Source organism: Acidovorax sp. LjRoot129, from assembly GCF_964253765.1.
In the GTDB taxonomy this organism is placed as follows: Bacteria; Pseudomonadota; Gammaproteobacteria; order Burkholderiales; family Burkholderiaceae_C; genus Acidovorax.
In genome coordinates this window covers 36,374-51,717 of record NZ_CAXUSE020000001.1, presented here as the reverse complement: position 1 = coordinate 51,717, position 15,344 = coordinate 36,374, and the positions used below count along the sequence as shown (strand labels likewise).

13 protein-coding genes are annotated in these 15,344 nt (G+C 68.9%); 5 read left to right on the top strand and 8 right to left on the bottom strand.

The window, feature by feature from the left end; translation table 11 throughout:
- Positions 1-14 precede the first annotated feature (14 nt).
- From ACSQ3Q_RS00245 to ACSQ3Q_RS00230, 4 genes are all read right to left on the bottom strand, one after another.
- A complete protein-coding gene (locus tag ACSQ3Q_RS00245) occupies positions 15-1,946 on the bottom strand; it encodes a putative bifunctional diguanylate cyclase/phosphodiesterase (protein WP_436132435.1) in 1,932 nt (643 codons plus the stop codon).
- Complete coding sequence (locus ACSQ3Q_RS00240; protein WP_436132434.1) at positions 1,943-2,488, bottom strand: YfiR family protein; 546 nt, start codon at positions 2,486-2,488, stop codon at positions 1,943-1,945. Before ACSQ3Q_RS00240 ends, ACSQ3Q_RS00245 begins: the two co-directional genes overlap by 4 nt.
- 3 nt (positions 2,489-2,491) lie before the next feature.
- Positions 2,492-4,504 carry a TonB-dependent receptor plug domain-containing protein gene (locus ACSQ3Q_RS00235; protein WP_436132433.1) on the bottom strand — a complete coding sequence of 671 codons (2,013 nt, stop codon included), beginning with the start codon at positions 4,502-4,504 and terminating at the stop codon, positions 2,492-2,494.
- A gap of 182 nt (positions 4,505-4,686) precedes the next feature.
- A complete protein-coding gene (locus ACSQ3Q_RS00230) occupies positions 4,687-8,658 on the bottom strand; it encodes a WG repeat-containing protein (RefSeq protein WP_436132432.1) in 3,972 nt (1,323 codons plus the stop codon).
- A gap of 262 nt (positions 8,659-8,920) precedes the next feature.
- Here ACSQ3Q_RS00230 and ACSQ3Q_RS00225 point away from each other — a divergent pair, with 262 nt between their 5' ends.
- The 5 genes from ACSQ3Q_RS00225 to ACSQ3Q_RS00205 all read left to right on the top strand — a co-directional run bounded on the left by ACSQ3Q_RS00225 (position 8,921) and on the right by ACSQ3Q_RS00205 (position 12,369).
- Positions 8,921-9,334, top strand: coding sequence for a YciI family protein (locus ACSQ3Q_RS00225; RefSeq protein ID WP_436132431.1), 414 nt, complete (start codon positions 8,921-8,923; stop codon positions 9,332-9,334).
- Between the two features lie 24 nt (positions 9,335-9,358).
- On the top strand, positions 9,359-9,895 hold the full coding sequence (locus ACSQ3Q_RS00220; protein ID WP_436132430.1) for an SRPBCC family protein: 537 nt from the start codon (positions 9,359-9,361) through the stop codon (positions 9,893-9,895).
- Between the two features lie 64 nt (positions 9,896-9,959).
- Entirely contained in the window at positions 9,960-10,367 is a 408-nt protein-coding gene (locus tag ACSQ3Q_RS00215) for a VOC family protein (RefSeq protein WP_436132429.1), read from the top strand.
- A gap of 19 nt (positions 10,368-10,386) precedes the next feature.
- On the top strand, positions 10,387-11,679 hold the full coding sequence (locus ACSQ3Q_RS00210) for an RNA polymerase sigma factor (protein WP_436132428.1): 1,293 nt from the start codon (positions 10,387-10,389) through the stop codon (positions 11,677-11,679).
- Between the two features lie 168 nt (positions 11,680-11,847).
- The gene (locus ACSQ3Q_RS00205) at positions 11,848-12,369 is read left to right on the top strand and encodes a GFA family protein (protein ID WP_436132427.1); all 522 of its coding nucleotides are present in this window, start codon (positions 11,848-11,850) and stop codon (positions 12,367-12,369) included.
- 39 nt (positions 12,370-12,408) lie between these two features.
- Here ACSQ3Q_RS00205 and ACSQ3Q_RS00200 read toward each other — a convergent pair whose 3' ends face one another.
- The 4 genes from ACSQ3Q_RS00200 to ACSQ3Q_RS00185 all read right to left on the bottom strand — a co-directional run bounded on the left by ACSQ3Q_RS00200 (position 12,409) and on the right by ACSQ3Q_RS00185 (position 15,154).
- Positions 12,409-12,897, bottom strand: coding sequence for a ribonuclease HI family protein (locus tag ACSQ3Q_RS00200; RefSeq protein ID WP_436132426.1), 489 nt, complete (start codon positions 12,895-12,897; stop codon positions 12,409-12,411).
- A 114-nt stretch (positions 12,898-13,011) separates the two neighbouring features.
- The gene (locus tag ACSQ3Q_RS00195) at positions 13,012-13,278 is read right to left on the bottom strand and encodes a DUF3297 family protein (RefSeq protein ID WP_436132425.1); all 267 of its coding nucleotides are present in this window, start codon (positions 13,276-13,278) and stop codon (positions 13,012-13,014) included.
- Positions 13,279-13,666: 388 nt separating this feature from the next.
- Positions 13,667-14,248: an NnrU family protein gene (locus ACSQ3Q_RS00190; protein WP_436132424.1), complete on the bottom strand. Its 582-nt coding sequence runs from the start codon at positions 14,246-14,248 to the stop codon at positions 13,667-13,669.
- Between the two features lie 294 nt (positions 14,249-14,542).
- Positions 14,543-15,154, bottom strand: coding sequence for a 3'-5' exonuclease (locus ACSQ3Q_RS00185; protein ID WP_436132423.1), 612 nt, complete (start codon positions 15,152-15,154; stop codon positions 14,543-14,545).
- Positions 15,155-15,344 lie beyond the last annotated feature (190 nt).

Genomic DNA, 15,344 nt, shown 5'->3' with positions numbered 1-15,344 from the left:
CGCCCTGAAGGCGCCTACGCCGCGCGCCGCGGCGCATCGGCCAGCAGCGCCTGAAATTGCTGCCCCGGCATCGGCTTGGCAAACAGGTAGCCCTGCAGCACGTCGCATCCTTGCCGCACCAGATAGTCGGCCTGTTCCGGCGTCTCCACCCCTTCGGCCGTGATGTGCAGCCCCAGGCCATGCGCCAGGGCCACGATGGCGTTGACGATGGTGCGGCTGTGCTCGTGGCCCGGCAGATCCTTCACGAAGCTGCGGTCGATCTTGAGGCGGCGCATCGGCAGCTGCCGCAGGTAGGCCAGTGACGAGTAGCCGGTGCCGAAGTCGTCGATGGCCAGGTGGATGCCCAGCTGGCTCAGGCGGTGCAAGGTGTGCGCGCCGGCCTCCATGTTGTCCATGAGCACGGTCTCGGTGAGCTCGATCTCCAGCAGGTGCGCGGGCAGGCCCTCCTCGCGCAGGATGTCCATCACGCGCTCCAGAAACTGCGGGTCCCCCAGCTGCCGCGCCGAGATGTTGACCGACACCCGCAGCGGCCCGCCGGCCTGCCAGCGCGCAGCATCGCGGCAGGCCGTGCGCATCACCCAGTAGCCGAGCGGCACGATCAGGCCGCAGTCCTCGGCCACCATCACGGCCTCGAGCGGGGGCACGTTGCCCAGCTCCGCATGCGTCCAGCGCAGCAATGCCTCGGCACCCACCACCGCCTTGTCGGTGGCGGCATACAGCGGCTGGTAATGCAGCGCCAGGCCCTCGCTGGTTTGCAGCGCCGCGCGCAGCGCATGCTCGATGGCCTGGCGCCGGACCACGGCCTGGTTCATCGATGCGTCAAACCGCACGCAGCGGTTCTTGCCCATGTCCTTGGCGCGGTACATGGCCGTGTCTGCGTTGCTGACCAGGCTGTCCATGTCGGCCGCGTCGTCCGGAAAGGTCGCAATGCCCGCGCTGCAGGTCACGGTGACCTGCTGGCCGACCTCGGTGAACGTGGGGCGGAACACACCCACGATGCGCTGGCCGTAGCTGTTGAGCGCCGTGTCGTCCATGTCGAGCCGCAGGATGAGGGCGAACTCGTCGCCCCCCAGGCGCGAGATCGTGTCGGTGCCGCGCACCACCGACTGCAGCCGCCGCGCCACCTGGCGCAACAGGCCGTCGCCGGCCGCATGGCCGAAGGTGTCGTTCAGGGTCTTGAAGTTGTCGAGGTCGATGTAGACCAGCGCCACCCGGCTGCCCAGGCTGCGCGCGCGCTCGATCTCGGCGGCCAGGCGCTCGTTGAAGGCGTGGCGGTTGCCGGTGCCGGTGACCGCGTCGGTGTGGGCCAGCGCATGCAGGCGGTTCTCGGCGTTGCGCACAGCCGCCTGGCTGCGCAGCACCATGGCCGCCGCCAGCGCCATCACACACAGCGCAATCAGCAAGGCGCTGATGAAGCGGATGGCCAGGCGGGTGTACACCGCGCTCATCGACTTGCGAAAGTACAGCGTGCCCCACGCCGTGCCGCCCACCTCCACCGGCCGGGCGATCTCCAGCACGCGCAGCCCCGCGCGTTCTGCCACGCCCTCCATGCCGGCGGCAGACAGCGTGTCAGGGTGCTGTGCCTCGGGATCGCGCGCGTAGTCGGCCAGCCGCAGGCCTTGCCGGTCGTACACGTCTGCGGCCAGCACCATGGGCGACGATTTCAGCGCGGCGAGCATTTCGCTGACGGTGTTGGCATCGCGGAACATGACGGCGGCCGAGATGTTGTCGGCCACGATGGCTGCCTCCACCCGGCTGTCCTGCAGCATCGACTGGCGTGTGCTCCAGTAGTCGAGCCCGGTGAGCGCCAGCACCACCGTGAGCAGCGCGAGCCCCGCGGCCAGGATACCGGTGGCCACCAGCCGCGAAGACAGTCGGGGTTGCTCGGCGTCTGGGCCCTGGGCCGGTGACGGCGCGGGCCCGTGCGAGGGCATTTTTTTCGTCATTTGGCCGCCTTGGCCAGCCGCAGCAGGCGCGAACTGACCGACAAGCCTGCGCGCGCAGCCGCCTCGGTGTTGATGCCAAACACGATCCGGCTCTGTTGCTGGCTGAGCGTGATCATGATCTCGGGGTTGTTGTTTGCCACCTCATCGGCCACCGTGAGGATGCCGTGCGCCGAGGGCAGCGCGCGCAGTGCGCGCAACACGGGCTCGATGTCGGAACTGTGCAGGATGAGCACGCGGCACTGCCGCAGCATGCCGGGCTCCAGCAACCGCACGCGGATGGGCTGTCCCTTGCGGGCAGGTTTGCCCTCCAGCGCTGTCAGGTGCCGCTTGAGCGGACTGAACGGCGAGACGCACAGCGGCCACTCACCGTCGATCGCCTGGTCGCTGTCCTGCCACTCGATGAACTGGATGAAATTGAAGATGTAGGCGGCCTTGAGGTCGAGTTCTTCCACGGGGTCGGCAGCCCGCGCAAGCCCCGCTGCGCAACCCAGCATGCACAGCCCGATCCACAGCAGATGACGCAAGCGGATGAAGTGAGACATGGCTCAGAAACCGTAGGTGAGCTTCACGCGGTAGGTTCGTCCATCCTGGCGGATCGCGTCTTCACGGATTTCATACGAGGCGGGGTCGGCGTGGTGGCGGTTCAGCAAGTTGTAGACCCCTACCGACACATCCACATCCCCCATGCGCTTGGTGTAGACCAGGTTGGCCAGAATATGCCCCGGCAGGCGCGCGTTCGTGAGGGTACGGCGCGGGCCGATGCCAATGGCTTCCACCGCATACTGGCCGGGCTTGCCCTGGCCCAGGCCCGGCAGCTCCAGCGTGTCCGACCACTGCACCTTGAGCAGGTGGCGGGGCGAGTTTGTCAGCGGCTCGGGGGTGCTGGTATCGCGCGCCTTCTGCCAGCCGTAGGCCACGCGCAGGCGTGCGCCGCGCTGCCAGCGCTGCTCCACCTCTGCCTCGATGCCATCCACGTGCACGTTGCGCGCATTGCTGAAGGCCAGCCGGTCCGCCACCGCAGCGTCGCCCAGCGAGACCAGGTTGCTCACTTGCGAGCGGAACGCGGTCAGCAGCATGCGCGTCGCGCCCGTGGGCGCGTGCTCCAGCGCAAGCTCTGTGGTGCGCACCTTTTCTGACCGCAGGCCGTGGGTAAGCACCATGCCGCCCGCCATGTCGACTGCATAGTCGCGCTCGTACGCGTTGGGTGGCCGGTAGGCCGTGCCGTGCAGCAGCTTGACGGCGGTGACGGGGCTCCACCAATACACCAGGCCCAGGCGCGGGTGCAGACCGCCGGCGCTGCCGGATTGTTTGCCCCAGCGCAGGCCCGTGTGCAGGGTGAGCGTGGGCGCCAGCGCAAATTCGTCCTGCAGGTAGACGCCAACGGCATGCCCGGTGCGGCGGGTGTCGAGGTAGCTGGCCGGTGGGTCGATATCGACATTCACCTGCTTGATGCGCGCGTCGCGCCGGTAGTCCAAGCCCCAGGCGAGCTTGTGGCGGGCAAAGGCCGTGCTCACCCATTGAAAGTCGCTGCCCCACCACTGGCCCGTGCCCACATCGCGGTTCAGGGTGATCGGCGGGTAGTCGTACACGTAGTCGCCCACGAAGCGGTAGTGCCCTGCATGCAGGCGGCCGGTAAACGCCAGCGACGGCTGCAGCTGGCGCGTGTACTCGGCCGCCACGCGCGTGTTGGTGTCGATGAAGCGCGAGCGCGGATCGTTGAAAGCCTGCGAAAACGCTGCGGTGGGCGTTCCCTTGGTGCGCTCGCCGTGCGCAAGCGTGAGCGCCAGGCCCTCGTGCTGCATCCGGGCGAACAGCTGGGTATTGCGGTCAAAGTCCAGGCGCTGGGCCACGCCGTGGTTCGTGGTGGGCGCATCGAACGCCGAAAAGTACTGGTCCGCGCCCCGGCTGGTGGCGCGCGACACGGCCACGAGCCAATCACCGCCGTGCGTGTCCACGGTGCCCACCGAGAAACGGCCCTTGGCGCTGCCGTGGCTGCCCGCCTCCACGCTGACCTGCGGCCCCGCCAGCTGGCGGCCATTGCGCGTGATGACGTTCACCACGCCAAAAAATGCATTCGCCCCGTAGACCGCCGAGCCCGGGCCGGGCACAAATTCCACGCGGTCCACCAAGTCCAGGTCCAGCGGGAAGTCCGTGCCGATCGTGGCCTGGTCGTACACGTTGTCGTTGAAGCGCACGCCGTTGACCAGCAGGAGCACCCGGGTGTTGTAGTCGCCCGGCGTGGCAAAGCCGCGGGTGCCCAGGTAGTGGTAGGAGCGGTCGTACGACACGTACAGCCCGCGCATGCTCGAGAGCACCTCGCCGAGCGTGCGGTAGCCAAAAAGCCGGATGTCCTCGGCAGTCACCACGCTCACGACGGCGGGCGCTTCCAGAGCGGTCTGCGCGTAGCGGCTGGCCGTTGTCACCTCCATCTGCATGAGCTGCTCCAGCGGCAGCTGGGCGATGTCGGTTTGGGCGCTGGCGTGGTGGGCCCAGGCGCACAGCAGGGCAAGGCCCGCGTGCCGCGGCCACCGTGGGGAAGGGTCCGATCCTCTTGTCATGGCTTTGCACCGGTTTGGGTGGGGGCTCGCGCGGCGAGCCAAGCGGTTTCTGGAGGTTCGTACTCGGTCGGTAAATTCTTTACAAAGTGTATCCATCGGCGGGCGTGCGCAGACGCCCGCGGGATCGGTGATGACCCTAGGAAAAATGTAATAAATGGGTGGGCTGGGCGCCCCGCCCGGCCCTAATCCGGGAGGGCCTCGGCCTCGCGTGCGGCGAAGGCCAGCCCCAGGCGTCGGTACAGGCGCCGCCAGGCAAACACGTACAGCACCACCACCGCCGCAGTCAATGCCAGCCCGAGGTGGACCGGGGCGGCAAACGCGAACCGCCAGGCCCAGTAGGCATCGGAAAAGCCCATCAGCGCAAAACTCAGCAGGCCGATCCACGGCCCCTCGGCACGCCAGGCGGCCACGGACACAAACGCATGCCCCACCAGCGCGGCCAGGCCCAGCAGCAGGTTGGCGAGCAAGGCCAGCACGGGCCGCTGCTCGAACCACCCCGCCAGGCCCTTCAACGTGGGCGGCGTGCTGGACCGGGCGGTCATCGCCGCCTGCACCATGAACGCCGCCACCACGCCCTTGTGCTGCAGGCGGCGGGCGGCGGTGTCCTGCCCCTGGAGCGCGGATTCGACCACGCGGCGGGTCAGCCAGTGGCCCACACCCGCCGAACGGGACGTGTCGCCTCCGCCATCCCCCTCGTCCCCGTCCGCGCGGCGCAGCTGCTCAGCGGCGTCCTGCACCGCATCGCGCAGCGGCTCGGGCACCTGCTCCAGCGCCCCCGCGCTGTCGCGCACGGCGTGGGCGCAGACCTCAACGGTGCGCAGTGCGGGCGGCACCTGCGCCAGCCGCCAGCCGCTGCCCTGCACATGCGCAATGCAGGCTTCCTCGCTGAGCATGCCGGCGGGAATCTGGTCAAACCCCTTCACGCCCTGGCGCAGCGCCGCAGCGTAGCGCGCGGGCGTCATCAGCCGCTTGGGCACAAAACGCACCGTGTCCTCGTCGGCCGCCAGGGCGGCGTCCACCATGGCGTGGGTGATGCGCGCGCGCGGCACGTCAGCCAGCGTCCGCGGGTGCGACTGCAGCTGCGCGATCAAGGTGTCGTCATCGGCGGCGTCCGCCTGGGACTGCGCGAGGGCCTGCAACCAGCGCGTGTCCTCGCCGGCATCCCATTGCGCGGTGTACGGCGCGTGCAGCGACAGCACCGTGGACGCTTCGAGTGCGGCCTCGCCGGCGCGGCCGAGCGCGCGGCAGGCGCTGGCCAGGATGTAGTGCGGATGCGCCTCGTGGCGCACATGGCCCAGGCTGAGGCGGGCGTCGGTGATGGCACCTTCGTGGTCACCCGCCCACAGCCTTGCCCAGGCGCGCTGCACATGCCAGGGGCTGCCCGCGCGGCGTTCACCTTCCGTCCGTGCGTGGGCCAGGTCGTCCTCGATGAGCCGTGTGGTCACCTCCTCACGCAGCGCAGCGGGCACGGCCGGGAACATCTCCCAGCGGTCTTTCAGCGCGGCCACGCACACATCGGCGCTGCGCAGCGCCTCGGGGATCTTGTCCAGCGAGAGCCCGTTGGCGCGTGCCGAGGCCAGGCACAGCGCGGGGTTCAGCATCTCGGCCGGGATGTGTTCGATCAGGCAGCCGTAGTCGTGCCGCACGGCGCGCTCGGCCAGCGCGGGCGTGATCTTGCGCGGGTCGATGTAGCTGATGTTGTAGATGTCGGCTTCCAATGCCGCCTGCTCCACCGCATCGGTGCGCAGCCAGTGGGCCAGGTCCCTGAGTGGGGCCTGGGCGCGCACGGCCTTCAGGGCGAGCTCGGGTGTGAGCAGGCAACCCCAGATGTCGCACAGGCTGTTGTGGTCCCAGGTGCTGGGAATGCGGCTGTTGCGCTCGTCGCGCCAGTCCCACTCGTGCTGGCCGGCATACAGGCTGCGCGCCAGGGCCAGGGCCTCGGCGGTCATGCAGGCGGGCGGGATGTCGGCGGCCTCGCGCAGGCCGCGGCGCACCAGCATCGCAAGCCGTTCGGGCGTTTGCCAGGCGGGGGGCACGTGTTCCAAGGCGGCCACATGGGCAGCCAGCGCGGCATCCACCATGGCGTCGTCCAGCCACGGTGCGGGCACATGGGCAATGGCATAGCGGTCGCTCTGCACGGCATCCAGCCATTCGTCGCGGCTCTGCGGCAGCTGCGTGGACGCTGCCGCGTTATCGGGCGGCTCCGTGTGCAGTGCCGGGCCGTCGCTGTCGGGCCCTTCGGGCCCGTCGTCACCATCGCTGGGCGGCGCCGACGCGGGGGCCGCGGTGCGGGTGCGCTGCGCCAGCTGCAGCGCGTCGATGCTGGGCGCGGCCATGAGCCACAGCTCCCACCACACGTCGCCATCGCCAGAATCCGAATGCTTGTACAGCGTGAGCCACTGCTCGCGCGCCTCGTGCAAGGTGCCGCTGTCGCCCGGCAGGGGCTTGGCCAGTGCCACCGGCCAGGCCTGGGTGTACTCGCCCTGGCGGCCCCAGGGCGCGGCGTGCTCCGGATTGGGGTCGGCGGCGCCAAAGCGTGTGGTCAGCTGCTGCACCATGGCCACCCGGGCCTCGTCCACCGCGCGGTTGAGGTCGGTGCACAAAAACTCGTACGGCCCGTTGTGCGACTCGCTCAGGTAAGCACGCATCACCCGGCGTACCACCACCGTGCGGGCGGCCTGCACCTGGTCGGGCTCCTGCTCCTGGTCGCCATCGTCTTCCTGGTCCTCGCCGTCCACGGGCGCGTCGGGTGCCAGGTCGTCGCCCGCCGCCAGACGGTGCAGCCGGGCTTCGGCATCGGCCAGCAGGTTCAGGGCCAGCGGCACGATGCCGTCGACGGTCTCCAGGTTTTCCAGGTGGTCGGTGGGAGGTGTGTTGAAGAACGGACCCGGGGGCCAGCAGTTCTCGCGCACGCCACTGCGCCACAGCGGTGTGCCGGCGGCGTCGAGCAGGGCCACCTGTTGCCCGTCATAGTGCGCGCGCCAAGTGATGGCCCCTTCGCCGTCGATGAAAGCCAGCTGCCCGTCGCGCGTGAGAAACGGCACCAGCGGCGTGTCGGGTGGGTGCGCCACCAGCCAGCCGTCGCCGCCCGTCAGGGGCTCCAGCAGGTTTTCAGGGGCGGGCACAAAGCGGCCGTCGGGGTGCAGCAGGCCCCACTGGGCCGGGGCGACGGTGCCGCTCGGGGTGGCGGCGGTGCGCACCACGGCATAACAGCTCTCGGTCGAGAAATCGGTGCCGTAGCTCAGGGCTGGCGTGGGCAGTGGCGTGCCGTCGGCCGTCAGAAAGCTCGTGCCGTCGTAGCTGTTGGCGGCGGCGCCGCAGGCCATGCGCCGCGACAGGTGGCGCCCGCCCTTCACCACCACCTTGCCACGCGTGTTGAGGTAGCCGTGGCCGTTGTCCCAGGCGTTGGGTTCGTCGAAGAAAGCCAGGCCCTCGGCGTTGAAGGCGTCGATGCGGGGGTAGCGGGGCTCGAGCACCCAATGGCCCTTGGCATCGATAAGGCCGTAAAGCTCGCCGTCCAGCGAGGCGGCCGTGGCGCTGGATTCGCCAAAGGGCCGCGCGTCGCAAAAACGCGGCTCTATCACCCAGCGGCCCGTGCGGTCCACAAAACCATGGGTGCGCTGGTTGCCGGATTTCTTCCACAGCGTGGCACGCGCGAGGCCGTTGCCGCCAAACGGGCTCAGCTCATGAAAGACCTCGTCGCACGTGGTGCGGCCCGTGCGGTCGATGATGCGCCAGGCGTCCTTGCCCACCTGCACGCCGCACAAACCGTTGCGAAACGGGTGGGCGTTGTCGAACGCGGGCGGGATGACCACCACCCCCGCGAGGTCCAGGAACCCCCAGCGCCCACCGTCGCAAAAGCGGGCCACGCCATCTTCGGTAAAGCTGCGGGCGTTCTGCAGCGTGGGTGGCACGCGCCACTGGCCCTCGCCGTCGATGTAGCCCCACAAGCCATTGGCGGCCCGGGCCGCCCCCAGCCAGCCCCCACACCCATCGGCCCAGAAGCGCAGCACCTCCACCAGGCCCTCCGGCGGAGCCACGGCCCGGCCGGGGTGGACGATGAGCAGCGCCAGCGTCTGGTGGCTGGGCTCCAGCGGAATGCTGGCCAGCCAGGGGGGGGTGGGTTCGGTGTCGTCGTTGTTGTCGCTGGTCATTACTGTCGGGGTCCCTCGCGGGGCATCCTACCGAGGCACATCGCGGGGGCGGGTAACCATTTGCACGGCTTGGCAGATACGCCACAGCAGGTCTTGCGCGCCCGGTTGGGTGACCGTCTCGGCCCGCTGAGCACGGGTTTTTTCTCAGTAAAAACCCTTGTTTCTCACGAAGCCTGTCGATCTGAAGCTGCCCCGTTCGTCGTGCAGGTGAAGGCAAGAAATTTCACACCCCCCCTGGCACCGCCATCCCAAGGAGCACCCCATGCGATTCATGATCATCGTGAAAGCCACCGCCGAATCCGAGCGCGGCGACATGCCCACCGAGCCCCTGATGGCCGCCATGGCCCGTTACCACGAGGAGCTGGCCCACGCCGGCGTGCTGCTGGACGGCAGCGGCCTCAAGCCGAGCGCCCAGGGCTGGCGCGTGCACTACGGTGCCGCCGGTGCGCGGACCGTCACCGACGGCCCCTTCACCGAGACCAAGGAGCTCATTGCCGGCTACACGCTGATCCAGGTGCGCAGCACGGGCGAGGCGCTGGAATGGACGCGCCGCTTCCCCAACCCCCGCGGCGAGGGCATGGAAGCCGAGATCGAGGTGCGCCCCCTGTACGAGATGGAGGACTTCGCCGCCGTGCAGGGCGTGGAGCACTTCCGCGAACTCGAAGCCCGCGGCTGACCCCCCCGCCCTGGAGCCACCACCATGATCAAGACCATTGCCCTCGTGCTGCCCGCCGCCCTGGCGCTGCTGCTGGCTTATACCGCCACCCGCCCCGACACCTTCCGCGTGGAACGCAGCCGCGTGATCACGGCCCCGCCCGAGCGGGTGTACGGGCTGATCCATGACCTGCGCCAGTTCAACACGTGGAACCCGTACGAACGCAAGGACCCCGCCATCAAGGGCGAGTACAGCGCCACCACCAGTGGCCCTGGCGCACGCTACGCATGGCAGGGCGACAAGGTGGGCACCGGCAGCATGGAGATCGTGGAGGCCACGGCACCCCGCCGCGTGGACATGAAGCTCGACTTCGTCAAACCCTTCGAAGCCCACAACCAGGTCGAGTTCACGCTGCAGCCCGAAGGCGCGGGCGCCACCCGCGTCACCTGGGCCATGCAAGGGCCCGTGCCCTACCTTGCCAAGATCGCGCACCTGCTCTTCAACATGGACCGCATGGTGGGGCAGGACTTCGAGGACGGCCTGGCCAACCTGCAGGCCGCGGCGCTAAAACCCGCGGTGTGAACCGCCGCCCCCTTTGCCAAACCTTTCGTTTCGCTTTACCTTCCCACCCCTTCAGGAGCCTCTCATGCACAAGCAAATCTTCGTGAACCTGCCCATCGAGAACATGGCCCGCTCGCAGGCGTTCTTTCGCGCCCTGGGCTATGAGTTCAACCCCGAGTTCAGCAACGAGCAGGGCGCCTGCCTGGTCGTGGGCGAGAACCTCTACGTGATGCTCCTGGTCAAGGACTTCTACCAGACCTTCACCAGCAAAACGATTGCCGATGCGCGCACCACGTCGGAGGTGCTGGTGTGCTTCTCGTGCGAGAGCCGCGAAGAGGTCGACGCCCTCGTCGCCAAGGCCCTGGCGGCGGGCGGCACCTCGCCCCGCCCGGTGCAGGACCTGGGCTTCATGTACTCACACAGTTTTGATGACCTCGATGGCCACAGCTGGGAGTTTGTGCACATGATGGACGCCAGCAAGGCCCTGGGCTGATCGTTTGCCGAAACCCGCGATGGACCACGCCCGCAGTCCCGACGCCGATGCCCTGCACCGCACCATCGATGCGGTGTGGCGCATCGAGGCCGCACGGATCATCGCCAGCGTGGCGCGCATGACGCGCGACGTGGGCCGGGCCGAAGAGCTGGCGCAGGATGCGCTGGTGGCCGCGCTGGAGCACTGGCCCGCCACGGGCCTGCCCGCCAACCCGGGGGCATGGCTTATGACCACCGCCAAGCGCCGCGCCATCGACCATCTGCGCCAGCAGGCCCTGCACGCGCGCGAACACGAGGCGCTTGGCAAGGACCTGGAGGCGCTCGAAGCCCAGTACGCGCCCGACGTGGTGGACACCCTGGTCGCTGCGCAGCAGGACGATATCGGCGACGACTTGCTGCGCCTTATCTTCACCGCCTGCCACCCTGTTCTGCCCACCGAGGCGCGCGTGGCGCTCACGCTGCGGCTGCTGGGGGGCCTGACCACGGCTGAGATCGCACGGGCGTTTCTGGTGCCCGAGCCGACCATCGCGCAGCGCATCGTGCGTGCCAAGCGCAGCCTGTCGGCCGCCCATGTGCCGTTTGAGGTGCCCGGCGAAGCCGAGCGCGCGCCGCGCCTGGCGTCGGTGCTCGAAGTCATCTACCTCGTCTTCAACGAAGGGTATGCCGCCACCGCGGGCGACGGCTGGATGCGGCCCGCACTGTGCGGCGAGGCACAGCGCCTGGTGCGCGTGCTGGCCGGCCTGGTGCCTGACGAGCCCGAGGTGCAGGGGCTGGTGGCGCTGCTGGAGATCCAGGCCTCGCGCCTGGGGGCGCGCACCGATGGCGAAGGCCGGCCCGTGCTGCTCATGGACCAGGACCGCGCGCGGTGGGACCCGCTGCTGCTGCGCCGGGGCCTGGCCGCGCTGGACAAGGCCGAGCAGCTGGCGCGCGCCGGCCACGCCTGGGGTCCGTACGCGTTGCAGGGCGCCATCGCAGCCTGCCACGCGCGCGCACGGCGCGCAGAGGACACCGACTGGGCCCACATCGTGGCGCTGTACGACGCGCTGGTGCAAGTGGCGCCTTCGCCCGTGGTGGCCTTGAACCGCGCGGTGGCCGTGGGCATGGCCGAGGGCCCGGCGGCCGCGCTGCAACTGGTGGACGAAATCGCCCACGACCCCGTGCTGCGCCACTACCACTGGCTGCCCAGCGTGCGCGGTGATCTGCTGGCCAAGCTGGGCCGGGGGGCCGAGGCGCGGGCTGAATTCGAGCGCGCCGCGGGCCTCACGCACAACGCGCAGGAAAAGGCCCTGTTGCTGGCGCGCGCGGGGGGATAAATGGTGGCGCTGTGCAGACTGCCGTGCAGGGTGGGGACGTCATCGAGGACGCACTTACGGCCTGATTTCAAGCGGATACCAGCGTGACACCCACCTGATTTTTCCGCGTGATTTTGTGCCGCGCTTTCGCCAGAATGGCTTCTTCGCCCACTCCCCACCCGCCGTGCCATGACACACCCCGACACCGTGTTCCCGCTCGACGGCGGCTGTGCCTGCCGCCATCTGCGCTACCGCCTGCACACGGCGCCGCTGTTTGTGCACTGCTGCCACTGCCGCTGGTGCCAGCGCGAAAGCGGGGCCTCGTTTGCCCTGAACGCCATGGTCGAAGCCGAGCGCCTCACGCTGCTGGTGGGTGCGGTCGAGCTGGTGGATACGCCGTCTGCAAGCGGCTTTGGCCAGAAGGTCGCGCGCTGCCCGCACTGCCGCATCGCAGTGTGGAGCCACTACTCCGGTGCCGGGCCGCTGGTGGCCTTTGTGCGCGTGGGCACGCTCGATGCGCCTGACCTGCTGCCGCCCGACATCCACATCTACACCGAATCCAAACAGCCCTGGGTGGTGCTGCCGCCCGGCACACCCGCGGTGCCGCAGTATTACGACCGCGACCTGTACTGGCCGCCCGACAGCCTGGCGCGCCGCCAGACGCTGCTGCCGCGCATCAGTGCGTACCGGGAGCAGCTGGGGCTGGATTGATCGGGCGTGGATGGGCCCGGGCTACTCCCACTACGCGAGTCAAGCCCGCGGGTGCTTCTTGTTGTTCTTCTTGCGCAAGTGGTGGGGCGTGGACGCCTTGGGCGCGAGCCCCAGCGCCGCGCGCGCGAGGGCGTCGGCCTCGCCATTGCGGTGGCGCGGGATCCAGTGCACACGAACATCGCCACACGCCACCAACTGGGCACGGGCTTCGTCAAACAGGTCGGCCAGCCGCGCAATCGGCAGCACGTCGCCTGCGCCGGTGAGCTGCGCCACCAGCACGCTGTTGTCGCTGAACACCTGCACCGGTTGGGCTGGCCTGGGGGCCAGCTGCAACACGCACCGCAGTCCCAGCAACAGCGCGCGCAACTCGGCCTCGTTGTTGCAGCCAATAAGGTGGGTCGCTTCAGACAAGGCATGCCGCGTGGTCCCGTCGGGCTCCACCACCACGGCGCCGAGCCCCATGCGCCCGGGGTTGGGGACGGCGCTGCCGTCGCAATGGATCACCCAGGCGGAACTGCTGCAGTCCATGCGGGAAGGGTCGTGCTTCAAGGGATCGTCATCGCAACGGCCTCGGGCGGCCGTGTGGCGCTAGGCAGGCGCGCCGCGAAAGGGCAAAAGGGCCGCGCATCCGGCCCGCGAAGGTCACTTGTAAAACGCCTCGACCTTGCCCTTGAGCTTGATCATCAACGGCTGGCCTTTGCGGTCCACCGTCTTGCCGGCTGGCACCTTCACCCAGCCTTCGCTGATGCAGTACTCCTCGACATCGGTGCGGTCCTTGCCGTTGAAGCGGATGCCGATGTCGTGCTGGAACACGGCGGCCACATGGTGCGGGCTGCGCGGGTCCACCGACAGATGGTCGGGCAGGGCTGGCGGCGTGGTGGTGGTTGCGGTGGTGGTGGCGTCGGTCATGCAGAAGGCTCTTCTTCAAAAAAGGCAAAAAACACAAAACGGAAAGCGCGGATTCTCCGGGATTTGCAGCTGCTGCCCTTCGCCATGCCCCCAAAGGAGCTTGGCTTTTAGAACCTGTTCACGATCTCGCAGGGGTCGCGTTGGAGCGCAATCGGGATGAGTGGATGCTTCAGGTGCGCCGCATGGGCTCATGCCCATGCAAGCAGCCGGGGCGTCAACACTCAAGTTCATCGGCCCGATTTCGCTCCAACCCTTCGGGCCGTGGTCTTGGCGGGCGGACTGCGGCGTTGCGGCGCTTGTGGATAGCCGAGCTATCCACTGCGCACCGCGCCTTGCATCCCACCCGCCAAGACCGCTGCGCGACCCCAGGGAGATCGTGAACAGGTTCTTAACGCCCCAGCGGCGAGACGCCGATCAGCCAGGCATGGGCCCAGAACGCAAAACCCAGCCACGCCAGCGCGCCCACCGCCACCGCCGCGCCGGTACCGGCCGCAGTGCCGGAGGCGTAGACGGTGCCCTGTGCCCGGTCGCGCTGGCGCGCGGCGCGAAAGCTCAGCACGGCCCACAGCAGAAAGCTGCCGAACAACAGCACGTCGGCCAGGTTGCCGTTGGACAGCAGGTGCGCCAGCGCCCACACCTTCACGCCCAGCACCATCGGGTGGTGCAGCCGTGCCTTGATGGCATTGCGCGGCACATAGGTGGCGGCCAGCAGGATGAAGGCGATGAGTGTGAGCAGCGCTGCGGCGTGGCGCATGCCGGTGGGCGGCACCCACAGCACCACGGGCTGCTGCCGCGCCAGGCCATAGCCCCAGATGATGAGCCCCAGGCCCACCGCGGACACCAGCGAATACAGCCCCTTCCATGGCCCCTCGCCCAGGCGCGCCAGCGTCTGTGTACGCCAGCCGTCGGCCGCAATGCGCACGGAGTGCACGCCCAGAAACAGCACGAGTCCAAAAACCAGCAGCACCATGGGGGGCCTTTCGTTGTGGGTATTCAAGGGCAGCGGCGGGGCTTGCCAACGCGCCCCCGCCGGCACACACAGGGAGCGTGCACTGCCCTGCATTTTGTGCCCGGGGCGATGGCGGTCAAGGCCGGCAGGTTGGCGCTGCAGCGCTGGCGTGGATGGCTGAGTGCCACGGGCCCGCTTGCAAGCCCAAATTTTGATTAAAAAGTGCCGCCAGCGCTTGTCTATAAAGCACTTGTAGCTATCAATTCAGTAGTAAACAGGTTGGAACGGCCGGGGCACATGCCTGCGCCGCTCCGGTCATTCCACCGCGTGCTGCGCCAGCAGCGCCCCCACCTTGGGCTTGGCGCAGCGTTGCAGCGTCTGCAGCAGCGCGTAGCTCGGTTCCGGCACCCGCCAGCGGGTGCGCAGGTCGTGCTGCATGCGCGCGAGCAGGGCCGCCGCCATTTCAGCATCGGCCAGCGCCCTGTGCGCCTGGCCCGTGCGCGGCAGGCCGTGGTAGTCCACCAGCGTCCCGAGCTTGTGGCTGGGCGCCTGGGGGTACAGCCGGCGCGACAGCAGCACCGTGCACGCAAACGGGTGCGGCGCGGCCACGTCGGCCAGGGCCAGTTCGGCCTGCCAGAACTTGCTGTCAAACGACGCGTTGTGCGCCACCATGGGCGCATCGCCCACAAACCGCGCGGCGTCCGCCATCACCCCGGCCGCATCGGGCGCCGCGTCCACCATCGCGTTGGTGATGCCGGTGAGCTGCGTGATGAACGGCGGAATCCACGCGCCGGTTTTCATCAGGCTCTGAAACCGGTCCACCACCTGGCCTTGTTCCAGCAGCACGATCGCCACCTCCGTCGCGCGTGCGCCCTGGCCGGGCGAGACGCCGGTGGTTTCAAAGTCGATGACGGCGATGGGGGGCATGGGTGTGGGTGGGTGCGATGCGGCCGGGGCCGGGCGATGGAGGCTGGGCGCCACGGGCTGATCCCGGGTGCCTGGGCTTTGCCGGAGGTGGGCCATTTTCGATCATCATTCTCGTTCACACGGCCACGGGCCCCAGTTCGAGCGCCTGACCGGAGCCTGCCTGTCCGTCGCTGCCCTCCACCGCCATTGA

Bases quoted from the DNA above. Each gene is read 5' to 3' on its own strand.
- ACSQ3Q_RS00245 (WP_436132435.1), bottom strand. From the start codon at position 1,946: ATGACGAAAAAAATGCCCTCGCACGGGCCCGCGCCGTCACCGGCCCAG.
- ACSQ3Q_RS00240 (WP_436132434.1), bottom strand. From the start codon at position 2,488: ATGTCTCACTTCATCCGCTTGCGTCATCTGCTGTGGATCGGGCTGTGC.
- ACSQ3Q_RS00235 (WP_436132433.1), bottom strand. From the start codon at position 4,504: ATGACAAGAGGATCGGACCCTTCCCCACGGTGGCCGCGGCACGCGGGC.
- ACSQ3Q_RS00230 (WP_436132432.1), bottom strand. From the start codon at position 8,658: ATGACCAGCGACAACAACGACGACACCGAACCCACCCCCCCCTGGCTG.
- ACSQ3Q_RS00225 (WP_436132431.1), top strand. From the start codon at position 8,921: ATGCGATTCATGATCATCGTGAAAGCCACCGCCGAATCCGAGCGCGGC.
- ACSQ3Q_RS00220 (WP_436132430.1), top strand. From the start codon at position 9,359: ATGATCAAGACCATTGCCCTCGTGCTGCCCGCCGCCCTGGCGCTGCTG.
- ACSQ3Q_RS00215 (WP_436132429.1), top strand. From the start codon at position 9,960: ATGCACAAGCAAATCTTCGTGAACCTGCCCATCGAGAACATGGCCCGC.
- ACSQ3Q_RS00210 (WP_436132428.1), top strand. From the start codon at position 10,387: ATGGACCACGCCCGCAGTCCCGACGCCGATGCCCTGCACCGCACCATC.
- ACSQ3Q_RS00205 (WP_436132427.1), top strand. From the start codon at position 11,848: ATGACACACCCCGACACCGTGTTCCCGCTCGACGGCGGCTGTGCCTGC.
- ACSQ3Q_RS00200 (WP_436132426.1), bottom strand. From the start codon at position 12,897: ATGGACTGCAGCAGTTCCGCCTGGGTGATCCATTGCGACGGCAGCGCC.
- ACSQ3Q_RS00195 (WP_436132425.1), bottom strand. From the start codon at position 13,278: ATGACCGACGCCACCACCACCGCAACCACCACCACGCCGCCAGCCCTG.
- ACSQ3Q_RS00190 (WP_436132424.1), bottom strand. From the start codon at position 14,248: ATGGTGCTGCTGGTTTTTGGACTCGTGCTGTTTCTGGGCGTGCACTCC.
- ACSQ3Q_RS00185 (WP_436132423.1), bottom strand. From the start codon at position 15,154: ATGCCCCCCATCGCCGTCATCGACTTTGAAACCACCGGCGTCTCGCCC.